Raw genomic sequence first — 19888 nt, 5'->3', positions numbered from 1 at the left:
CGGACCGACGGGAGGGCTGTCGGGGCGGACCTCGATCACCCTGCTGTCCGTCGGGCACTCCTGCGTGGACGTCTACCAGGGTGCGGTGGCGGCCCTGGTCCCCTTCCTGGTCGCCGAGCGCGGCTACGGCTACGCCGCCGTCTCCGGCGTTGTGCTGGCCGCCTCGCTGCTCTCCTCGGTGGCCCAGCCGCTGTTCGGGGCACTGACCGACCGGTGGCCGCTGCCCTGGCTGCTGCCGGTCAGCACCCTGGTCGGCGGCGCGGGCATCGCGCTCTGCGGACTGGACGACGCGTACGGGCCGACGCTCGCCTGGGTGGCACTCTCCGGCGTCGGGGTGGCCGCGTACCACCCGGAGTCGGCCCGGGTGGCGCGGGCGGTGGCCCGGGGGTCCGGGCACCGGGGGATGGCCTGGTTCTCGCTGGGCGGCAACCTGGGCTTCGCGGCGGCCCCGCTGCTGGTCGCCGGCGTGGTCGGCCTCGGCGGGCTGCGGCTGAGCCCGCTGCTCCTGCTGCCGGCCCTGGCGGGGGCGCTGCTGTGCCTGCCGGTGCTGCGGGAGCTGGCCCGGCAGCGGGCCGCTGGGGCGGGCCCGGTGGAGCGGACCGGCCGCGACGACCGGGCCGCCTTCGTCCGGCTGTCGCTGGCCGTGGTCTGCCGCTCGATCGCTTTCACCGGGCTGAGCACCTTCCTGTCGCTGTACGTCACCCAGCGCCTCGGCGGCGGTTCGGCGGCGGGCACGGCGGCGCTGGTGGTGCTGTACGCGGGCGGCGCGGTGGGCTCGGTGCTGGGCGGGGCACTGGCCGAGCGGTGGGGGCGGGTTGCCGTGTCGCGCTGGTCGTACCTGGTGGCGGCGGTGGCGGTCGCCGGGGTGCTGGTGGTACCCGGCCCCGCGCTGTACGGGTGCGTGGCGCTGACCTCGGCGGGCCTGTACGTGCCGTTCTCGCTCCAGGTCACGCTGGGGCAGGACTACCTGCCCTCGCGGATCGGCACGGCGAGCGGGATCACCCTGGGGCTGACGGTGAGCATCGGCGGGCTGGCCAGCCCGCTGATCGGCGGCCTCGCGGACGCGACCTCGCTGCGGACGGCGCTGGTGCCGCTGGTGGCGATGCCGCTGCTGAGCTGGGCGCTGTTCCGCACCCTGCCGGAGCCCGTCCTGCCGGAGCCCACCGGGCCGGAGGCCGGTTCCTGACGGTCGTGCCCTGACGGTCGCGTCCCGGCGGGCGGTGGCCGGGCCGGGCCCGTATCCACGCAGCTGTCGTTCACGGTCACAACGTTCGTAGATGATACGTTCGTAATGGACGCGATAGTTCAGCGACGGAAGGGACGACCGACATGAAGGTGCTCGCCCTCGGCGGAGCCGGTGCGATGGGCCGCGTCGCCGCCCGGGTCACCGCCCGGCTCCCCGGCGTCCGGGAACTGGTGATCGCCGACCGCGACCCGGATGCCGCCCGCCGCACCGCCGCCGGGCTCGCCGACCACGCCTCGGGCGCGGGCGTGACCGTCCGGGCCCGGCGGGTCGACGTCACCGACCAGGCCGAACTGGACGCCGCCCTCGACGGGGCGGACGCGGTGCTCAACACCGTCGGGCCGTACTACCGCTTCGGACTCGACGTGCTGCGCGCCGCGATCCGCACCGGGACGGACTACCTCGACATCTGCGACGACTGGGAACCCACCGTCGCCATGCTGGAGTTGGACCAGGAGGCGCGCGCCGCCGGAGTCCGCGCGGTGATCGGCATGGGCGCCAGCCCCGGCGTCAGCAACCTGCTCGCCGTCCGGGCCGCCGCCCTCCTCGACACCCTCACCGACCTCCATACCGCCTGGCCCGTCGACGTCGGCCCCGATTCCGTCACCGGCCCCGATTCGGGCGACACCCCGCTGCTGAGCCGCGACGGCGCCCCGGCGGCCGCCGCCGTGCACTGGATGCAGCAGGTCAGCGGCACCGTCGCCGTCGTACGCGGCGGGCGGCTCACCCGGCGGCCACCGCTCGAACAGGTCGCGCTCGACCTGCCCGGCGGCCACCGGGGTACCGCGTACACCGTCGGACACCCGGAGCCGGTCACCCTGCACCGCACCCTCCGGCCGGGCGGCGACGCGGCCAGCCTGATGGTGGTCAGGGCGGGCACCGCCGCCTACCTGGACGTGCTGCGCCGCGACCTCGACGCGGGGCGGCTCAGCAACGAGACCGCCGCCCTCGCCCTGGACCGGCCCTCGCTGCGCCGCATGCTGCGGGCGGGCGCCCGGACGGTCCGCTTCGGCTCCCCGGGCAGCCTGCCCGGTTTCTTCGCCGCCGCGACCGGGACGGTGGACGGCCGCCGGGCGAGCGCCCTGGCCCGGTTGACCGGCGCGGACGCGCTGCTGGCCGACATGGCCGAGGGTACCGGCGTCCCGGCCGCGCTCGGGCTGGCCCAGCTGCTGGACGGCACGGTGCGCACACCGGGCGTCCACCCGCCGGAGACGGCCGTCGACGCGGAGCGGTTCTTCGCGGACCTGGCGCGGTACCGGCCCGGGGTGGGCGTGGTGGTGGAGTTGGGCGCCTGCGCCTGACGACGAGGTCCCCCGCCCCGGGGGTGGGCAGGGGACCTCGGGCCGGCGGATCGGCGGGCCCTGGCAGGCCCCGGTGGGCGCGGCCGCACCCACCGGGGCAGGGGCTCAGCCGCCGATCGCGGCGAGCGTGTCGTCGAGGGTCGGCGTGCCCGGGCGGGGGCGGTTGTACGGGAGCCTGCCCAGTGCCGTCCCCAGCGCGCAGCTGTCGGTCAGCGCGGACAGGACCAGCCCACCGCCGACCGCGGCGGAGATCCAGCGGGCGCCCGGCCGGGCCCGGTCGGCCAGCAGGCCGAGCAGCACGATCGAGCCGGCCACCAGCCGGACCTGACGGTCCATCGCCCACACCGGGCGGGCGCCGGCCACCCGGTCGACGGGACGGCCCGCGTCCGTCCAGGCGTTGGTGCCGCCGGTCACGACGAGAGCGGTGATCCCGGCTTCGTCGAGCCGCGCGCAGGCGTTCAGCGCCCGCTGCCCGGCCGCGCAGACGACGGCGAGTTGGGACCGTGCGGCCGCGCTGCGCAGGGCGGGCAGCGCGTGGTCGAGCCGGTCGAGCGGGATGTTCAGGGCGCCCGGGATGTGTCCGGCGGCGTACTCGCCGGGGGAGCGGACGTCGATGAGGGTGAGCCGGCCGAGGCGCGGCTCCAACTGGTCGACGGTGAGCGGGGTGGTCATGGGGAAGCGGTGTCCTCTCGGGACGGGAGGGGTGGGGGGACCGGCACGCCCGGGGGAGGCGGCCGGGGCGGGAGGGCCGGTCACGTCAGCGTGGTGACCAGCATCAGGGCGGCGACGCCGAGCAGGGCGATCGCGAAGGCCCGCTGGAGGGCGCGTCCGCTGAGCTTGTCGGCGAGCCGCTTGCCGTCCCAGGCGCCGAGGATCGCGGCGCCGGTGAAGGGCGCGGCGACGGCCCAGTCGATCGAGCCGGCGGCGCCGAGGCGGGGGAGCAGGGCGGCGAGGGAGTTGGCGGTGATCACCAGCAGGCTGGTGCCGACCGCCTCGGCCATGGTGAAGGCGAGCACCGAGACCAGCGGGGGGACGGCGAGGAAGCCGCCGCCGACGCCGAGCAGTCCGGTGACGGCGCCGAGGCCGGCGCCCGCCGCGGTCGAGCGGCCCGGCCCGGAGGCGGAACGTTCCTGCCGGTCGGTCCTGGCCGGCAGCAGCATCCGCCACGCGGCCAGCGCGGCCAGCACCGCGAAGGCGCCGGTCAGCAGCGCGCCCGGCAGACGGGCCGAGAGCGCCCCGCCCGCCGCGGCGGCAGGCAGCCCGGCGGCGGCGAACAGCGCACCGGTGCGCCAGCGCACCCGTCCGGCCCGGGCGTGGGCGAGCAGGCCGGTCAGCGAGGTCGCGGCGACGATCACCAGGCTCGCCGTGGTGGCCAGCGCGGGGGAGAAGCCGAGCAGGTAGACCAGGGCGGGCACGGCCAGCATGCTGCCGCCGCCACCGAGGCCGCCGAGGGCCAGCCCGACCACCGCGCCGGCGGCCAGCGCCAGCAGGAGCGTGGTCATATCACGTGCCCCGTAGCGCCGTTGGGCTCGGCGGTCGGCAGGCCGGCCCGGGCGGGCGCGGACCGCGCGGGGGCGCTCGGCCCGGGGGTGGGCAGGCCGGGGGCGGACGGGCCGGCGGTGGGCGGGCCAGGGGTGGGCGGCAGCTGGGGCACGGGCTTCTCCAGTGGTGCGGGCCGGGCCGCGGTGGTCCGGCGGGTCGGGGGTGCCGCGGTCGCACGGTGCCGCCGCCCGGTGCGGGCGGTGGCGGTGGTGCGCGAGGTGGTGCGGGTCTCTCGTCGGCTCGGCCGGGCCCGGGCGAGGATGCCCGGGGAGGCGGCGGGCCGGTTCCCCCGTCGACGCCCACCATAGTACCCCCGGGGGTATTATCGAAATGCTTCGGCGATACCCCCGTCCGTATTCGGCCATGGCGGCCGTATGCTGGTAGAAATACCGAGGGGGGTATCTGAGAAACCCGCGCCCGCACCGTGGCGCCCGGCGTCGCCCAGGAGGAAAACCCCATGTACTTCGCCCAGTTCTACCTCGACTGCCTCTCCCAGGCCTCGTACCTGATCGCCGACGAGCGCACCGGCCGCGCCGTCGTCGTCGACCCGCGCCGTGACGTGGAGGAGTATGTCGCCGACGCCGAGGCCCACGGCTTCACCGTCGAGGCCGTCATCAACACCCACTTCCACGCCGACTTCCTGGCCGGCCACCTCGAACTGGCCGCCCGCACCGGCGCCTGGATCGGCTACGGGCAGCGGGCCGAGACGGAGTACCCGATCCGCAAGCTCGGCGACGGCGAGCGGATCGAACTGGGCGACGTCGCCCTGCAGATCATGGAGACCCCCGGCCACACGCCCGAGTCGATCAGCATCCTGGTCTTCGAGCAGCCCGACGACGCCGTCCCGTACGGGGTGCTCACTGGCGACGCGCTGTTCATCGGCGACGTCGGCCGGCCCGACCTGCTCGCCTCGGTCGGCGTCACCGCCGAGGAGCTCGGCGCGATGCTGTACGACAGCGTCCACCGCAAGCTGATGGGCCTGCCGGACGAGACCCTGGTCTTCCCCGCCCACGGCGCCGGCTCGGCCTGCGGCAAGAACCTCTCCACCGAGAAGCGGTCCACCATCGGCGCCCAGCGCCGCACCAACTACGCCTGCCGGCCCATGGACCAGGACACCTTCGTCCGCATCGTCACCGCCGGCCAGTCCACCGCCCCCGCCTACTTCGGCCACGACGCCGCCCTCAACCGGCAGGACCACCCTCTCCTCGACCCCGGCACCGCGGCCCGCCCGCTGTGCCCCGAAGGCCTCAAGCAGGCCCGCGCCGCCGGCGCCGTCGTCCTCGACGCCCGCAGCCCCCAGGACTTCGCCGCCGGACACCTGCGCGGCGCCATCAACGTCCCCATCGACGGCCGCTTCGCCGAACAGGCCGGTACCGTCCTCACCCCCGACAGCGACATCGCGATCATCGCCCCCCAGGACCGCGAGAACGAGGTCGTCACCCGCCTCGCCCGCATCGGCTTCGACCGCATCGCGGGCTACCTGCGCAACCCCGACACCGCCCTACCCGCCCTCGCCGACCACCTCACCCCCGCCAGCCGCCTCACCGCCGACCAACTCCGCACCGCCCTCACCACCGACCAGCCCCCCACCGTCCTGGACGTCCGCACCTGCGGCGAACGCGAAACCGGCGCCATCGAAGGCTCCCTCCACATCCCCCTGGCCGAACTCCCCACCCGCCTCGCCGAGATCCCCACCGACCACCCCCTCGTCATCCACTGCGCCAGCGGCCACCGCTCCTCCATCGCCGCCAGCCTCCTGCGCCACCACGGCCACCCCGACGTCTCCGACCTCCTCGGCGGCTACCACGCCTGGCACACCACCACCCACCCCACCCAGCCCTGAACCCAGCCGCCGCGGAGGGGCCGCCCAGGCTTCTGAGGTCACTTCGTCGGAGGTCACGATGGTGTCGCTCGGGTGCGAGACGGGGAACGTCCATGGTTCGCGCGCTCGGTCACGGTGGCATCTGGAGGGGAGGAGGGAGCGGTGCGACAGAGGACGACGGATCGGTTCCAGGACCCGGCTTGATTCGGGTCGAATCGGGCAGGCGCGATGTCCGGAACATCCAGCCAACCGTGAGAAGGGCCGACTCCCATGCTTCTCCTCGTCCTCGTCCTGCTGCTCGCACTGATCCTGGGCGGCGCCGGCTTCGCGATCCACATTCTGTGGTGGATCGCCCTGGCCGTTCTCGTCGTCTGGGTTCTCGGCTTCGTCTTCACGGGCGGCGGAGCCGCCGGTGGTCGCCGGTGGTACCGATGGTGACCGGCCTCCACGCGTACCCCGATCCGACCGTGAGCGGCTCCGGAAGGTCTGGCCTGGATGCCCTTGGATCGTCGCTCCGCCGTGAACGCCGGGCGTACGAGCCGGACGGTGAGCAGCCGATCGGCGGCTACCTCGCCGTCATGGTCGGCTACCTGGGCTGCGTCGGAGTGCTCACGGCCTCCGCCCGACGGGCGAGACGGCCGCTGCCGACACCTGGCCCGTGGGACGTTCTGCTCACCGCCGGCGCCGTGCACAGGCTGTCCCGGCTGGTGGCGAAGGATCCGGTGACCAGTCCGGTCCGGCTGCCGTTCGCCCGCTTCCGCGGCCAGGCCGGTCCGGCCGAACTGGCGGAGGACGTCCGGGGCACGGGCGTTCGTCGCGCCATCGGCGAGCTGGTCACCTGTCCGTTCTGCGCCGGTCTGTGGATCTCCACGGGTCTCACGGCGGGCCAGGTCCTCGCTCCGGAGGTGACCCGGCTCGTCAGTGCGGGCCTGTCCGCGCTCGCGCTCTCCGACCTGCTGCACTTCGCCCGGGCCGGGCTTCAGGAGGCCGCGTCGCGGTAGATGTCGTGGCCCCTCAGTGACGGGTCGAACGCGAGGCGTCCGCAGCTGGCCGCCGCGATCAACCGGACAGTCACCGTTTGGCTCCGGCGGGGGCGGCAACCCGCAGGGGCATGGCGTATCCGGCGGAACCCGTACCAACCGCTGCGCGGCCCAGGCCCCGGTCAGCTACGTCGACTCGGCCGAGCCCCGGCGGTTCACCCACGGCCCGCTCGCCTCGGACGTCAGAGGCGTCGCGGCTTCGGGCGCGACGGCGCGCGTCGCCAGCACTCGCCCGCAACGGAGATCCCGCGCTGGTCCGGCCGACCTCTGGTGCCTGGGGTGCGCTCGCTGCGGTCCGGCACCGACACCAGGACGGAGAACACGAGATGAGCACCGATCCCGCAACCCCTCAGAACCCCGACCCCGCGCATTCGCCCCTGGTCACGGAGACCCCGGCTCCAGAACCACCCGCCGAGCCCGAGCACGAGCCGGATTCCCCGCTCGTCACCGAGACTCCCGAACGCCAGCGGTCCGAGGAGCCGGAGCGCGACGAAAAGGACTGCGCGCTGGACGTCGTCCGCGCGGTGGACCCGGACGGCCCGCTCACCACCGATCAGGGGGTGGGTGTCGACGACACCGACAACTCCCTCACCGTCGCCGACCGGGGACCCACCCTGCTGGAGGACTTCCAGCTGCGGGAGAAACTCACCCACTTCGACCACGAGCGCATCCCCGAGCGGGTGGTGCACGCACGCGGCGCGGGAGCGTACGGCTTCTTCGAACCGTACGCGTCGCTGGCAGAGTCCACCTGCGCCGACTTCCTCCAGGAACCCGGCCGCCGCACGCCGGTCTTCGTACGCTTCTCGACGGTGCAGGGCCCGCGCGGGTCCGCCGACACGGTGCGGGACGTCCGCGGCTTCGCCACCAAGTTCTACACCAGGCACGGCAATTACGACCTCCTGGGCAACAACATGCCGGTCTTCTTCATCCAGGACGCGGCCAAGTTCCCCGACTTCGTCCACGCGGTGAAACCCGAGCCGGCGGACGAGATCCCCACCGGCGCCTCCGCCCACGACACCTTCTGGGACTTCTGTTCACTCCAGCCCGAGAGCACCCACATGCTGATGTGGGTGATGTCCGACCGGGCCATTCCCCGCAGCTACCGGATGATGCAGGGCTTCGGCGTGCACACCTTCCGCCTCGTCGACGCCGGGGGCCGGGGCACCTTCGTGAAGTTCCACTGGACGCCGAAGCTCGGCACCTACTCCCAGGTCTGGGACGAGGCCCAGCTCACCGCCGGACGCGATCCCGACTTCCACCGCCGCGACCTGTGGGAGGCGATCGCGGCCGGCGACTTCCCCGAGTACGAACTCGGCGTCCAACTCATTCCGGAGGAGGACGAGTTCGCCTTCCCCTTCGACCTGCTGGACCCGACCAAGCTGGTCCCGGAGGAACTCGTCCCGGTGCGCCCGGTCGGGCGGATGGTCCTGGACCGCAACCCGCAGAACTTCTTCGCCGAGACCGAGCAGGTGGCCTTCCACACCGCCAACGTCGTCCCGGGCATCGACTTCACCAACGACCCGCTGCTCCAGGGCCGCAACTTCTCGTACCTGGACACCCAGCTGATCCGCCTGGGCGGCCCCAACTTCACCCAGCTGCCGGTCAACCGCCCGCTTGCCGACGTGCGCACCAACCACCGCGACGGCTACGGCCAGCAGGTCGTCCACGACGGAACCAGCTACACCCCGAACTCCGTGGGCGGCGGCTGCCCCTTCACGATGGGCGGCGGCCGCTTGCCCGAGGGGGTGTTCGAGCACTACCAGGAGCGGATCGACGGCGCGGCCGTGCGCCGCCGCAGTCCCAGCTTCGCCGACCACTACAGCCAGGCCGCTCTGTTCTGGCACAGCATGAGCGACTGGGAACAGCAGCACATCACCGCCGCCTTCGCCTTCGAACTCGGCAAGCTGGGCAGCGACGAGGTCCGCCGCCGCATGGTCGGCAACCTGGTGCACGTGGACGGAGGGCTGGCCGCTGAGGTCGCCCGGCGGATCGGCGAGCCCGAACCCGAGGCCGAGCCCGCAGACAGGGCGACGGCATCGGCCGGTAGCGGTACGGCCGGGCCTCGGACTTCCCCCGCGCTGAGCCTGGAGAACCTGCGCGGTTCCGGCATCCGCACCCGCAAGGTCGCCGTACTGGCGGCTCCGGGCGTGGACGGGGAACAGATCCGTTCCGCCCATGAGCAGTTGGGTGCCCGGGGCGCCGTGGTGGAGACACTGGCCGCGCACGGCGGCCACGTGCTCGCGCACGACGGCGCCCGGGTGCCGGTGGACCGGCCGCTGCCGACCGTCGCCTCGGTCCTGTACGACGCGCTGGTGGTCCCCGACTTCGGCGACCTGGCCCGTCACGTCGATCCGGACGCGGTCCGGTTCCTCGCCGAGACGCTGCGCCACGGCAAGCCCGTCGCGCTGCTGGGATCCGGCGTCGAGCTGTCCCGCATGGCCGGCCTCGACCTTCCGAACGCGACGGCGGGTGTAGCGGTCCGCGGTGCCGACGAGGCAACCGGGCCGGCGTTCTGGGGGGACTTCGCCCGCCTCGTCGAGCAGCATCGTTTCCCACAGCGCTGACTCTGCGCAACCGCGTCCGGTGGTGCCCGCTCGTTCGGGCACCACCGGACGTCGTGGTCGAGGTCGGGACCTCAGGCGGGGGAGATCCTGCCCCGCCAGCCGCCTTCCTCCCGGCCGCGCTGCTCGATGAACTCCTTGAACCGGTGAAGGTCTCCCTTCACCCTGCGGTCCACGACGCCGAACAGGTCGCCGGCCCTCTCCGCCATGCCTTCGGGCTGGAAGTCGATGGCCATGTTGACGCGGGTGTGCCGGTCGTCGAGCCGCTCGAAGGTCACGACGCCCTTCTGTTGCACCTCCCCGTCCATGGTGCGCCAGGCGATCCGCTCGTCGGCCAGCTGGTCGACGATCTCGGTGTCGAACTCACGGCTGACGCCGCCGATGCTCGTGCGCCAGTGGTTGTGCCGGTCGTCCAGCTGGGTCACCGAGTCGACACCCTCCATGAACCGGGGGAACTCCTCGAACTGCGTCCACTGGTTGTAGGCGGTGCGCAGCGGGACGCCGACCTCGACGGACTCCTTGACCATGCTCATCCTGTGCCTCCTCGGGGTCACCGACCGGGTCTCTCCCGGCCGCCCCAGCGCCTGCCCGGCCCGCGCCGTCGTAAGCGCGGATGCCGGGACGAACCGACCGGGACGCGCCGGGGTTGCGTGGGGTGGCCGAGTCCGTGCGTTCCGGAGGCAAGGCGTGGGCGGGGCAACCTGCCGCAGGCGTTCGTGCACGTGATGCTGCTGGAGTGCTCCGGGCGCCTGGCAGGGACCGTCAACCAGCCGGAATCCGCAGCTCGCACCAGACGACCTTTCCCGGGCCCCACCGACGCCAGCCCCAGCGCAGTGCGAGGCGGTCCAGCAGCAACAGGCCGTGGCCGCCCGGTTCACCGGGGCCGCGCGGGCGACGCGGCACCGGCGGACGGGGGCTGGAGTCGCTGACCTCGATCCGTAGGAGGTCGGGGCGGCGGACAAGGAGGAGCCAGCCCGGCTGACCCGTGTGGCGTACGGCGTTGCCCACCAGTTCGGCCACCAGGAGCGCGGCGTCGACTGCCACGACGGGATCGGCCACGTCGGCCAGGAAGGCGACGGTCAGGGCCCGGGCCTCGGCCGAGGCCCCCGCGTGCCGCGACAGCCGCAGTCCTCGAGCCCGTACCCCGCCGTGAGCGCGCGAAGCGGCGGCCAGCGGTGCCCTGGTCATCCGTCAGCACCTCCCGTGCTCCTCCGCCGTGTCGTCCGGGCTCTACCACTCCTCTGTTGTCAGTGTCCGAACAGGTGCCGGATCCGGCCGCCTCGTGCGGGTTCGGCCTCCGGCATCCCGGCGGCCCGACCACCCTGTTCGGCGGCCCGCCGTTCCGGTGTCGGGGTTTCCGCCTCCACCGGCGGGGCGAGCGGCTCGACAGGCCCGATGGGCTGCGCCGGGCGGGCCCGGCGGTACGGTGCCCGGTGGGTGATCGGCCGCGGCCGGCGGCGCGGGGCCCGCCTGGTCAGCCCGATCAGGGCGAGGCCGAGGCAGAAGAGCAGGGCGAGGGCGACGCCGGACAGGAAGACGCCGAGGCTGTTGAGCGTCACGAGGTCGTTGCCCAGCACCGTGACCTGGTACTCGGGTCCACCGGAGAGGTTGTCCGCGATCAGCAGTCCGGCGAATGTGCCGGACGCCGCCGTCAGCAGTAGTCCTAGCAGTAGCAACATGGGAGTCCCTTTCGGTCCCGGTCTCGGCCACCCCCTCACTCGGCCGCGCCTACCCGGACCCGTCCGCTCCTAACGCTGCGCGCACACGCCGCCGCCCGCTCTGTGCGACCTATTCGACCCGGACGGCGATCAGGCAGGTGTCGTCCTGGGTGTCGGCCGAGCTGAGGGCCAGCAGCCGGTCGAGGTAGTGCTCCAGGTCGGGGCCGGGCGGCCCGGCGGCCCGGATCAGCTCGTTCACGGACTCCTCGGCCGGGCGGTCCCGCCGTTCGACCAGGCCGTCGGTGTAGAGCAGCAGTACGTCGTGGGTGCCGAGCCGCACGGTCCGCTCCTCGTAGCGGGCCTCCTGCAGAGCGCCGAGCAGTACCCCGTGGGGCAGTGGCAGGAGTTCCGCTCCCTCGCCACTGAACCGGACCGGCGGCAGATGGCCCGCGCGGGCCCAGCGCAGCTGGCCTGCCGCCGGGTCGAAGAGCACACAGGCGGCTGTGGCGGTCACCTGGCCCGGCTCGCGCAGTGCGACAGCGTTCGCCCACTCCAGCAGTCGGCCCGGCCCGGCACCCGTGACGGCCAGACCGCGCAGCGCGTGCCGCAGGGCGACCATGCCGGTGGCAGCGCCGACGCCGTGGCCGGCCACATCGCCGACCGCGAGCAGTACCCGCTCGTCCGGCAGCGGCAGCACGTCGTACCAGTCCCCGCCCACCCGGTCGCGTTGTGCGGCCGGCCGGTAGCGTACGGTGGCGCGCAGGCCCATCGCGGCGAGCGGAGGCGGTGCGCTGGGCAGGATGGCCTGCTGCAGCCGCAGCGCCAGCTGCTCACCCTCAGAGGCCTGCTTCTCGCTGTCGACGAGGCGCTCCTGGGTGGCGTCGAGCGCGACCTCGGTCCGGTGCTGCGCGGAGACGTCGTGGTAGGCGCCGCGGATTGCGAGGAGCCGGCCGTCGTCGTCGAGCAGCGGCTCGGCGATCACGTGGGCGTAGCGGTGCGTGCCGTCCGGGAGGGCGAGGCGGAAGACCCCTGAGGCGGTGCGGTGTCGTTGTCGGACCGTGTCGACCAGGCGCCGTACGGCGGGTTCGTCGTCCGGGTGGACGAGCCGGGTCAGGTGGCGCAGTGGGACGGGTGCGGCTTCGGGCGGCAGGCCGAAGAGTTCTCGCAGGCCGTCGCTCCAGCGGATCACGTCCTGGCCGGGGAGTTCCTCGAATCCGGCGACGCGGGCCAGCCGTTGTGCCTGGCGCAGTAGTGCGACCTGCTGGTCGTCGTCGGACGGTGAGGTCCCCAGCTGCCATCCGACCACCAGCCGGCCACCGAACGGGGCGATGGCCAGCTGGGTGTCGGCGGGAAGCGCGAGTCGTCCCGTGGTGAAGCCCAGTTTGACGGACTCGCCGGGCAGGGGGATGCCGGTGCGGTGGGCCCGCAGCAGCCGTTCGAAGAGCCCGGTGGCGCAGGCGAGCGGGTAGGTCTCCAGGAGAGAGGCACCCTCCAGCGCCTGCCGGGGGCGGCCCAGCGGGTCGTCGAAGCGGGTGTTGACCCGCACGAGCGTGAAATCAGTGGCCTGCCCGCCCCGGATGACCGGTTCCAGCAGCAGCGCGGGAGAGAGCAGCCCCTCCAGCAGGACGGCGAGTTCGTCGGCCGGTTCGGGCTCCTGTACGGGGCCGAGGAGGGTCGCGCAGAGGTCGGCGAGCCCGACCAGCAGTCGGCGGTGGGACGGACCGAGGGCGGGAGCGGGCCCGGACCACAGCACCTCGAACGCGCCACGGCAGCGGCCCCCGTCCAGCAGCGGCAGCACGGCCCGCGCGTTTGCGGCACCGATCGAAGGAAGTGCTGCGGCCCGGTCGCCGGGCCACAGGGCCGTTCCGCCTTGGACGACATGCTGCGCGGGGGTGTCGACGCGGGGCGGGACCCGGCTCCAGACGGCGGCTTCGTCGGCGGTGAGCCCGGCGTGCGCCGCGAGGGCGAGCGCTCCGCCGGGCAGCCGCTGCCAGAGTGCCACGCCGCGGACGCCGAGCGGGTCCGTCTGTTCCAGGACCGCGTCGGCGGCCCGTTGGAGGTCGGTTTCGGCCGCGAGGGCGGGCGTCAGGTGCGGCGGGGCGGCCAGGCCGCCCTCGGGGGCCTCGGGCGTGGCGTCGTGGATGCGGGCGATGTCGGCGGCCAGGGTCGGGACCGGTACGCCGGCCTCGCGGGCGAGCCGGGCCAGGCGTGCGGAGGCTTCGGCGGGCACGAGCCCGAGTCGTTCCGCCAGCATGCCCGTGGCCACGTCGACGACCGTTCTGCGTCGGGCCTCCTCCCGGGTTCGCGCGGCGGCGTCCTGGAGTCGGCGGACGGTCGCGGCCAAGGCCCGGGCGGTGGTCCTCCCGGGCTCCTCCTCGGCGGTCACGGAAGGTCCGTCCACTGTCGGATCCGGTCGAGCAGGCTGCCGGTGTCGACCGGCTTGGTGACGTGGTCGTCGGCGCCCGCCGCGAGGCTCTTCTCCCGGTCCCCGGGCATGGCCTTCGCCGTGACGGTGACGACCGGCAGGTGGGCGAAGCGTTCGTCGGCACGGATGGCGGCGATGGCGCCGTAGCCGTCCAGCCCGGGCATCATCACGTCCATCAGGACGAGCGCGGTTTCGGGGTGTGCTCGCAGCAGGGCGAGACCGGCGTTGCCGTCCGGGGCGTGCAGCACGTTCAGACCGCCCTGTTCGAGGGCCTCGGCCAAGGCGAAGACGTTGCGGATGTCGTCGTCGACGATCAGGACGGTCCGCCCGGCGACCGCTTCGTCCGCGGTGGCGGATGCCGGTGCGGGGCTCTGCTGTACGGGACGGCGCCCGCCGAGCAGCTGGATCACCCGGTCGTGCAGGTCGTCCAGTCCGTGGACGAGGTCGATGCCTCCGATCGCGTCACCGGGGGGCCGGCGCGTCCGGTCGCCTGCGTAGCCGAGGACGGGAGTACCGTCCGCCAGCTCCTCCAGCAGGGTCGGTGCGAGTTCGCCGGAGCGGGAGATGTCGAGGATGACGCACTGCGGGCCGGGTCCGGACAGGGCCGCCCGCAGCCCCGGTGCGTCTTCGGCGCTGACGACCTTTGCCGCCGCCTCGGTCGCGCCCACGGATTCGACGGCGGTTCGGGTGAGAAGGGTGAGCAGGCCCGGCGGGTCGGGTTCGACCACGAGGATCAGCGGATCGGCGGGGTCGCCGTTCTCCTGCTGCGGCTCGGTGACCGGCAGGTAGAGCGTGAAGCGGCTGCCTCGTCCGGGTGTGGAGGTGACGTCGAGGCTTCCGCCGAGGAGCCGGGCGAGTTCGCGGCTGATGGACAGGCCGAGGCCGGTGCCGCCGAAGCGGCGGCTGGTGGTGCCGTCCTCCTGCTGGAAGGCGCCGAAGATGGTTTCCAGGTGGGCGGTGTCGATGCCGATGCCGGTGTCCTCGACGTGGAAGGCCACCGCGGTTGTCCGGCGGAGCTCGGGCGGCACGTCCGCTCCCTCGGCACGCTCGATCCGGAGCTCGACCCGGCCGGTGTCGGTGAACTTGACGGCGTTGGAGAGCAGGTTGCGCAGTACCTGGCGCAGCCTGGCCTGGTCGGCGACGAGTTCGTCGGGAATGCTGCGGTCCAGGGAGACCTCGAAGTGGAGTCCCTTCTGGTCCGCAAGGGGTTTGAAGGTGGATTCCACGTACTCCAGGAGTTCGCGCACGAGGAAGGGCTCGGGAGTGATCTCCATCTTTCCGGCCTCGACCTTGGAGAGGTCGAGGATGTCGTTGATGAGCTGGAGCAGGTCGGTGCCGGCGGAGTGGATGACGCCCGCGTACTCGACCTGTTTGGCGGTGAGGTTGCCGCCGGTGTTCTGGGCGAGCAGTTGGGCGAGGATGAGCAGGCTGTTGAGCGGGGTGCGCAGTTCGTGGCTCATGTTGGCCAGGAACTCGGACTTGTACGTCGAGGTCAGGCTCAACTGCCGGGCGCGTTCCTCCAGTTCCTGACGGGCCTGCTCGATCTCCAGGTTCTTGGCCTCGATGTCGCCGTTGCGTTGGGCGAGCAGGGCGGCCTGCTCGCCCAGTTCGGTGTTGGAGCGTTGCAGCTCCTCCTGCCCCTTCTGCAACTGCTCGGACCGGGCCCGGAGTTCGGCGGTCAGTCGCTGGGACTCGGCGAGCAGTTCGTCGGTGCGGGCGTTGGCGAGCAGGGTGCCGATGTTGACGCCGCAGGACTCGGTGAACTGCTCCAGGAAGTCGAGGTGGACCGGGGTGAACGGGTGGACGGAGGCGAACTCCAGGACGCCGAGGAGCCGTTCCTCCAAGGTGATGGGCAGGACGACCAGGTACCGGGCGTCCGCCCGCCCGGCTCCGGAACCGATGACGGCGTAGCCGGCCGGCAGGTCGTCGACGGCGATGATCCGCCGACTACGGGCGGCCTGGCCGACCAGGGAGTCCCCGAGCCGCAGGCGCTGTTCCGGGAGGTCCGCGAGGGAGCGGCCGTAGGCACTGATGAGGACGAGCTCGGGGTGGTCCTCGGTCTCCTCGGCGAGGTAGAAGGCGCCGTACTGGGCGCCGACCAGGGCGGTCAGTTCGTCGGTGATCATGTCGGCGACGGCCCGGACGTCACGTCGACCCTGGACGGCGGCGGAGAAACGGGCCAGGTTGGTCTTCAACCAGTCCTGTTCCTGGTTGGCCAGGGTGGTGTCGCGCAGGGACCCGACCATGGCGTTGATGTTGTCCTTGAGGTCGGCGACCTCGCCGGAGGCGTCCACGCTGATCGAGCGGGTGAGGTCGCCGGCTGCGACGGCGCTGGTGACCTCGGCGATGGCGCGGACCTGCCGGGTCAGGTTGCCGGCCAGTTCGTTGACGTTCTCGGTGAGGCGCTTCCAGGTGCCCGAGACGCCTTCGACCTCTGCCTGGCCGCCGAGCCGGCCTTCGCTGCCGACTTCGCGGGCGACCCTGGTGACCTCTGCGGCGAAGGAGCTCAGCTGATCGACCATGGTGTTGACGGTGGTCTTCAACCGCAAGATCTCGCCGCGGGCGTCCACGTCGATCTTGCGGGTCAGGTCGCCCTCGGCGACCGCCGTGGTCACCTGGGCGATGTTGCGCACCTGGCTGGTGAGGTTGTGCGCCATGGAGTTGACGTTGTCGGTGAGGTCCTTCCAGGTGCCGGCGACGTTCGGCACCCGGGCCTGACCGCCGAGGATGCCCTCGGTGCCGACCTCGCGGGCGACCCTGGTCACCTCGTCGGCGAACACCGACAGGGTGTCGACCATGGTGTTGATCGCGCCCGCGAGGGCCGCGACCTCGCCCTTGGCCTCCACGGTGATCTTCTTCGAGAGGTCACCGCGCGCGACGGCCGTCGCGACCTCCGACATCGAGCGCACCTGGCCGGTCAGGTTGGAGGCCATCTCGTTCACGTTCTCGGTGAGGTCCCTCCAGGTGCCGGAGACGCCCCGGACGGTGGCCTGCCCGCCCAGGTTGCCGGCGGTGCCGACCTCCCGGGCCACCCTGGTCACCTCGTCGGCGAACGCGGACAGCTGGTCGACCATCGTGTTGATGGTCTCCTTGAGCTCCAGGATCTCCCCGCGGGCATCCACCCGGATCTTCTGCGTGAGGTCGCCCCCGGCGACCGCCGTGGTCACCTCGGCGATCGAGCGGACCTGGGCGGTCAGGTTGTCCGCCATGACGTTCACGGACTCGGTGAGGTCGCGCCACGTCCCGGAGACGTCGCGCACGTCCGCCTGTCCGCCCAGGCGGCCCTCGGTGCCGACCTCCCGGGCGACTCTGGTGACCTCGTCGGCGAAGGCGGACAGCTGGTCGACCATCGTGTTGAGGGTCGTCTTGAGCTCCAGGATCTCCCCGCGGGCGTCCACGTCGATCTTGCGGGTGAGGTCACCCTCGGCGACGGCCGTGGCGACCTGGGCGATGTTGCGGACCTGGGCGGTGAGGTTCCCGGCCATGAAGTTCACCGAGTCGGTCAGGTCGCGCCAGGTCCCCGCGACGCCCTCGACCCGGGCCTGTCCGCCCAGGCGGCCCTCGGTGCCGACCTCGCGGGCGACTCTGGTGACCTCGTCGGCGAAGGCGGACAGCTGGTCGACCATCGTGTTGACGGTGTTCTTGAGTTCCAGGATCTCCCCGCGGGCGTCCACGTCGATCTTCTGAGTGAGGTCACCGCGGGCCACCGCGGTGGTCACCTGGGCGATGTTGCGCACCTGCCCGGTCAGATTGCCCGCCATCGCGTTCACCGAGTCGGTCAGGTCCGACCAGGTGCCCGACGCTCCCGGCACCTGCGCCTGGCCGCCGAGACGCCCCTCGGTACCGACCTCGCGGGCCACCCGGGTCACTTCGGAGGTCACCCGGGCCAGCTGGTCGGCCATGCCGTTGAAGACCTCCGCGATCTCCGACAGCACTCCGGGCTTCCCCGGAGTCAGCCGGATGCGAAAGTCGCCGTCGCGGACGGCCGTCAGCCCGGCCAGGAGCTGCCGGAGCGCCTGCTCTCCGCCCGCCGCCAGTTGCTCGTCCATCCGTCCCACCGTCCGGATCGCCCTTCGGCCAGGCGCCGTGCACTGCGCCCCGGCCCGACGGCGGCAGCCCCGTCGCCTGATCCCACTGTGCCACCGGAGGCCGAAGGGTGACAGCCGTGACAGGTATCAGGCCGCAGGGCGCGGGCGAACGCCGACCTTCGGACCGGCCGGGAACTGGCCTCTTCGGCCGGTTCGGCTCCGGTTCGACGGTGGTCAGCCGGCCGTCAGGTGCCTTCCCCCATCAGCCGGGGACGGTGTCGCGGATCGGGAACGCGTGCGTGACGCCGGTGAGTTCGAGCATGCGCCGAATCATCGGCCGGGGGAGGCCAGCTCGATGCGGCTGCCGTCCGCCGTCGCGCGGGCCCGGGCCCGGAGCAGGAGGTTGAGTCCGGTGGAGTCGCAGAACTCCAGGCCGGCGCAGTCGACCACGATGACGCTGCCGGGCTGGGCCAGCGCCGGGGTGAGGGCAGCCTCCAGGTCGGCGACGGTTTCCAGGTCGAGCTCGCCGTACGGCGCCAGGACGGTTCCTTCGGCCCACGGGTGGACCTGAACGGTGAACCCGTCCTCGTTCGGTGGTTGGCGGGTCATGGTTCCGGGCTCCTTCCGTTGTGGGTGGTGTCCGGAGGGCGGATTCACCCGCTGCGGTACTCGGCGGCTCGGGCGCCGGTGGCCCGCCTCGCCGGCCGGACGGGATGTCGTGCGTCGAGCTGCGGCTCCCGGTCTTCGACTCCCGTGTCGGGCACGTTCCTTGTCAACCGTGTGGCCGCGGTCTCCTCGGCCTGTTCCTCGTCCACCTGTGGTCGAGCAGGCTCTCCTTGGTGTGCTCGCAATGGCGCCCCCGCTCGGGGCTGGACCCTCGCCCCTGCGGATGGCCACCGGGCCCGCTACCCGGCCCAGCGCGTCTGCGCCTGGCCCGGTCCGACGGGGTAACCGGGTTACGGGGCAGAGCCGGACCTGATACGGCGTCCGGATCGGTCCGTCACACCGGCGCGGTTCGTCCGGGACGGCGCGGGCCCCGCCCGGCATCAGGCGTGCATGGTCACGGTCCGGAGGACTCCGGCGTGGTCGGCGCCTGGCCCCGATGGCCGTCCGTTTCCTGCTGGCCGTCGGCAGGTCGGTGCAGCAGGGCGGCGAGGAGTTCGGCGACAGTCGGGCCGGCGTCGGCGGGGTGCCGCAGCTGTTTGGCGGCGATCACGCGGTAGTGGTTGGCGCGGCCGCGGCGTTCGTGGCTGAGGTATCCGGCCTGTTCGAGGTCGCTGATGATGCGTTGGACGGCTCGTTCGGTGAGCAGGCAGCAGGTGGCGATGTCGCGCACCCGGATGCCCGGGTCGCGGGCGATCTGCACGAGGACGCGGGCGTGGTTGGTCAGGAACGTCCACTGCCGGTCGGTCGTCCTGCCGCTGTCCATGCCTCCACGATAGGACCCGTCTTTCACCATTGCCGACGCACGAGAAAGGATTCGTGCATCGTTCGACGTGTCCGGCCCGGGGTGAGCGCACCGCTGTGGCGGCCGACCTGGGGTGCCGGCCGCCACAGCGGGTGACGATGGCCGTCCCGGTGGTCACTCCGGAGCCGGGACATACCGTGCGCCTGCCCGGGAAGGGCCGCGGTAAACCGCGCGGGCCGTCGGCGGATCCACCTGTGGTGGCTCCGCCGACGGCCCGCGTTTGGTGCCGCCCTGCCAGGGGACACGCCCGGTTCACACAGGGGGCCGAGGACGAAGGAGCCCTGCGATGTCGAACGATGCGATCGTCCTGCTGCGGGAGGACCACAAGGAGGTCCGCGGTCTGTTCCGCGAATACCGGGGGCTGGCCCAGGACGGCGACGACCGGGCACGGACCGATGCGGTCCGGCGGATCATCGAGGCGCTGACCGTGCACACCTATCTGGAGGACGAACTGGTCTACCCCCGGATCCGCCAGGAGGTACCCGGGCTCGCCGAGGACATGGACCGGGCCAAGGAGGAACACCACGTCGCCGACGTGCTCTGCGAGGAGCTGAGCCGGATGTCGCCCGGCGACGAGGGCTACGACGCCAAGACCGCCGTCCTGATCGACGCCGTCGAACGGCACATCGAGCAGGAAGAGGCATCGTGGTTCCCGATGGTCCGGGCCGCCCTCGGCCGCAAGGAGCTCCAGGAGATCGGCGAGCGGATGCAGGCCGTACGCGAGACCGCGCCGCGCCGCCCGTCCGCCGGTGGCGTGCTGCACCGCATAGCCGACGCCCTGGAGGGCTGAGCCGCGCACT

General features: G+C 73.0%; 17 protein-coding genes. 7 read left to right on the top strand and 10 right to left on the bottom strand.

Annotated features, from left to right (window positions below):
• Positions 1–16: 16 nt before the first annotated feature.
• Together ACFY2K_RS28900 and ACFY2K_RS28895 are read left to right on the top strand one after the other, a co-directional pair.
• The gene (locus ACFY2K_RS28900; RefSeq protein WP_387715364.1) at positions 17–1186 is read left to right on the top strand and encodes an MFS transporter; all 1170 of its coding nucleotides are present in this window, start codon (positions 17–19) and stop codon (positions 1184–1186) included.
• Positions 1187–1329: 143 nt separating this feature from the next.
• Positions 1330–2544 (top strand): saccharopine dehydrogenase family protein, encoded by a 1215-nt coding sequence (locus tag ACFY2K_RS28895; protein WP_387715296.1) that lies wholly within the window; start codon positions 1330–1332, stop codon positions 2542–2544.
• 105 nt (positions 2545–2649) lie between these two features.
• Here ACFY2K_RS28895 and ACFY2K_RS28890 read toward each other — a convergent pair whose 3' ends face one another.
• The 3 genes from ACFY2K_RS28890 to ACFY2K_RS28880 all read right to left on the bottom strand — a co-directional run bounded on the left by ACFY2K_RS28890 (position 2650) and on the right by ACFY2K_RS28880 (position 4198).
• Positions 2650–3216, bottom strand: a complete 567-nt coding sequence (locus ACFY2K_RS28890) for a rhodanese-like domain-containing protein (RefSeq protein ID WP_387715293.1) — start codon at positions 3214–3216, stop codon at positions 2650–2652.
• A gap of 80 nt (positions 3217–3296) precedes the next feature.
• Positions 3297–4046: a sulfite exporter TauE/SafE family protein gene (locus ACFY2K_RS28885; protein WP_387715291.1), complete on the bottom strand. Its 750-nt coding sequence runs from the start codon at positions 4044–4046 to the stop codon at positions 3297–3299.
• On the bottom strand, positions 4043–4198 hold the full coding sequence (locus tag ACFY2K_RS28880) for a hypothetical protein (protein WP_387715289.1): 156 nt from the start codon (positions 4196–4198) through the stop codon (positions 4043–4045). Before ACFY2K_RS28880 ends, ACFY2K_RS28885 begins: the two co-directional genes overlap by 4 nt.
• A gap of 345 nt (positions 4199–4543) precedes the next feature.
• On the opposite strand from ACFY2K_RS28880, the gene ACFY2K_RS28875 reads away from it, so the two are divergent.
• The 4 genes from ACFY2K_RS28875 to ACFY2K_RS28860 all read left to right on the top strand — a co-directional run bounded on the left by ACFY2K_RS28875 (position 4544) and on the right by ACFY2K_RS28860 (position 9512).
• On the top strand, positions 4544–5929 hold the full coding sequence (locus ACFY2K_RS28875) for a rhodanese-like domain-containing protein (protein ID WP_387715286.1): 1386 nt from the start codon (positions 4544–4546) through the stop codon (positions 5927–5929).
• A 249-nt stretch (positions 5930–6178) separates the two neighbouring features.
• Positions 6179–6346, top strand: coding sequence for a hydrophobic protein (locus ACFY2K_RS28870; protein ID WP_380522185.1), 168 nt, complete (start codon positions 6179–6181; stop codon positions 6344–6346).
• Complete coding sequence (locus ACFY2K_RS28865) at positions 6340–6909, top strand: DUF1360 domain-containing protein (protein WP_387715283.1); 570 nt, start codon at positions 6340–6342, stop codon at positions 6907–6909. Before ACFY2K_RS28870 ends, ACFY2K_RS28865 begins: the two co-directional genes overlap by 7 nt.
• Before the next feature lie 365 nt (positions 6910–7274).
• Complete coding sequence (locus tag ACFY2K_RS28860; protein ID WP_387715280.1) at positions 7275–9512, top strand: catalase; 2238 nt, start codon at positions 7275–7277, stop codon at positions 9510–9512.
• A 71-nt stretch (positions 9513–9583) separates the two neighbouring features.
• On the opposite strand, the gene ACFY2K_RS28855 is transcribed toward ACFY2K_RS28860, so the two are convergent.
• From ACFY2K_RS28855 to ACFY2K_RS28825, 7 genes are all read right to left on the bottom strand, one after another.
• Positions 9584–10042 carry an SRPBCC family protein gene (locus tag ACFY2K_RS28855; RefSeq protein ID WP_380522181.1) on the bottom strand — a complete coding sequence of 153 codons (459 nt, stop codon included), beginning with the start codon at positions 10040–10042 and terminating at the stop codon, positions 9584–9586.
• Positions 10043–10271: 229 nt separating this feature from the next.
• Positions 10272–10697, bottom strand: coding sequence for an ATP-binding protein (locus tag ACFY2K_RS28850; RefSeq protein ID WP_380522178.1), 426 nt, complete (start codon positions 10695–10697; stop codon positions 10272–10274).
• A gap of 59 nt (positions 10698–10756) precedes the next feature.
• Positions 10757–11188 carry a hypothetical protein gene (locus ACFY2K_RS28845; RefSeq protein WP_380640305.1) on the bottom strand — a complete coding sequence of 144 codons (432 nt, stop codon included), beginning with the start codon at positions 11186–11188 and terminating at the stop codon, positions 10757–10759.
• Positions 11189–11297: 109 nt separating this feature from the next.
• On the bottom strand, positions 11298–13553 hold the full coding sequence (locus ACFY2K_RS28840; protein WP_387715276.1) for a SpoIIE family protein phosphatase: 2256 nt from the start codon (positions 13551–13553) through the stop codon (positions 11298–11300).
• Complete coding sequence (locus ACFY2K_RS28835) at positions 13550–17641, bottom strand: HAMP domain-containing protein (RefSeq protein ID WP_387715274.1); 4092 nt, start codon at positions 17639–17641, stop codon at positions 13550–13552. The genes ACFY2K_RS28840 and ACFY2K_RS28835 overlap by 4 nt, the downstream gene beginning before the upstream one ends.
• A 309-nt stretch (positions 17642–17950) precedes the next feature.
• Entirely contained in the window at positions 17951–18229 is a 279-nt protein-coding gene (locus ACFY2K_RS28830) for an STAS domain-containing protein (RefSeq protein WP_387715271.1), read from the bottom strand.
• A 451-nt stretch (positions 18230–18680) separates the two neighbouring features.
• Positions 18681–19049: a helix-turn-helix transcriptional regulator gene (locus ACFY2K_RS28825; protein ID WP_380522167.1), complete on the bottom strand. Its 369-nt coding sequence runs from the start codon at positions 19047–19049 to the stop codon at positions 18681–18683.
• Positions 19050–19374: 325 nt separating this feature from the next.
• On the opposite strand from ACFY2K_RS28825, the gene ACFY2K_RS28820 reads away from it, so the two are divergent.
• Positions 19375–19878: a hemerythrin domain-containing protein gene (locus ACFY2K_RS28820; RefSeq protein WP_380522165.1), complete on the top strand. Its 504-nt coding sequence runs from the start codon at positions 19375–19377 to the stop codon at positions 19876–19878.
• Positions 19879–19888 lie beyond the last annotated feature (10 nt).

This window comes from Kitasatospora sp. NPDC001309 (assembly GCF_042896295.1).
Taxonomy (GTDB): Bacteria; Actinomycetota; Actinomycetes; order Streptomycetales; family Streptomycetaceae; genus Kitasatospora.
Note: the sequence above shows the minus strand (reverse complement) of the source record. Positions and strands in the feature narration are given on the sequence as shown.